The sequence below is a fragment of the Sporichthyaceae bacterium genome, from assembly GCA_036269075.1.
Classification (GTDB): domain Bacteria; phylum Actinomycetota; class Actinomycetes; order Sporichthyales; family Sporichthyaceae; genus DASQPJ01.
This window is the reverse complement of the sequence record DATASX010000025.1, coordinates 1-1,685: the sequence shown is the minus strand read 5'-3', so window position 1 is coordinate 1,685 and position 1,685 is coordinate 1. Positions and strand designations below refer to the sequence as shown.

The window sequence follows — 1,685 nt, the reverse complement described above, 5'->3', positions numbered from 1 at the left end:
CGCGCAGCTCGCCGGCGTCGACCCGGATGCCAGCGGCGCCGTCGACCTTCCCGCGGAGCTCGAGATGACGCCGGATGACCTCGCCTGGGTCGCCACCGACCTGCTGACCCTGGCCATTGACGAGGAGTTCCCCGACCCGGAGTACCTCGCGGTCAGCTTCGGCGAGGCGGTCCCCGCCGGCCGCGAGCAGCTGCTGTTCGAGGGCATGGCCCGCGGTGCGCACCCTGACACCGTGGAGGTACTCAACCACCTGGGCGAATACCACCCGGACAAGCAGGTCGCCAAGGCGGCGAGGACCGCCGCGCACAAAGCCGCCTCGCGCAGCAACTAACGCCGATAACGTTGTCGTCGGGCCGGCGCGGGAACGTCGGCCCGACGGGCCCGCACCTGACCGGAGCCCGCCGCCTGACCGGGGAAGGGTGCGCTGATGACGACGTCCACCGGGGCCGGCACCGGCCTTGCCGCGATCAACCACATCGTGGTTCTCATGCTGGAGAACCGCTCGTTCGATCACATGCTCGGCTACCTGTACGCGGACGCGGGCAACGTGTCGCCGTCGGGCCAGCCGTTCGAGGGGCTCACGGGGAACGAGTCCAACCCTGACGCCAGCGGCAACCCGGTGAACGTATACCAGATCACGCCGTCCACACCGAACGCCTACTTCATGCCTGGGGCCGACCCCGGCGAAGGCTACAAGGCGACCAACGACCAGCTGTGGGGCTCGGACACCGCGCCCGCGTCCGGCACCACGGCGACCATGCAGGGTTTCGTCAAGGACTTCGCGTACACGATCGGCTGGGAGACCACCGACAAGTGGTCGATCGTCGCGGGCACCACGGCCGACTGGATCATGGGCTGCTTCACCCCCCAGGCGCTGCCGGTGCTGTCGGCGCTCGCCGAGGGCTACGCCGTCTGTGACCACTGGTTCGCCTCCGCGCCGACCGAGACGCTGCCCAACCGCGCTTTCGCACTGGCGGGCACCAGCCAGGGCCACATGGACGACACCACGAAAACGTACACTTGCCCGTCCATCTTCGGCACGCTTACCGAAGCGGGGCTGAGCTGGAGGGTCTTCGGCTACAACGCGCAGCCGCTGACCAAGGCGGATTTCCCCGACATCACGAGCGCCGATCCTTCGCACTTCGGCCTGTTCAAGGACTTCCAGGCCGCCGCGGCGGCCGGCACGCTGCCCGCGTTCACGTTTCTCGAGCCAAGCTGGTCGTCCACGGGCAACAGCCAGCACCCGAACTACGACGTGGCCCTCGGGGAGCAGCTCATCCACGACACCTACGAGGCGCTGCGGTCGGGTCCCGGCTGGGAACAGACGCTGTTCGTGCTCACCTACGACGAGCACGGCGGCTGCTACGACCACGTGCCGCCCCCGTGGGGCGCGACCCCGCCGGACAACACGTCGGGCGAGTTCGGCTTCGGCTTCGACCGCTTCGGCGTGCGGGTGCCGACGCTGCTGATCTCCCCGCTGATCGCGCCAGGGACCGTCTACCGGGTGCCGGCCGGATCGACGCCGCTTGACCACACGTCCGTACTGAAGACGGTCGAGCAGCGCTGGAAGCTGCAGCCGCTGACCGCCCGCGACGCGGCCGCGCCCGGCGTCGGCGACGTCCTCACGCTGACGACGCCGCGCACCGACGACGTGCTCGCCGGCGTCACCGTCCCGGTTTCAGGCA

General features: G+C 69.7%; 2 protein-coding genes. Both read left to right on the top strand.

Features of this window, described 5'->3' with window-relative positions; translation table 11 throughout:
* A partial coding sequence (locus VHU88_05035) for a hypothetical protein (protein ID HEX3611031.1) occupies positions 1–331 on the top strand: 331 nt, incomplete at its 5' end.
* A gap of 156 nt (positions 332–487) precedes the next feature.
* On the top strand, positions 488–1,685 hold a 1,198-nt coding region (locus VHU88_05030; GenBank protein ID HEX3611030.1), incomplete at its 3' end, for an alkaline phosphatase family protein.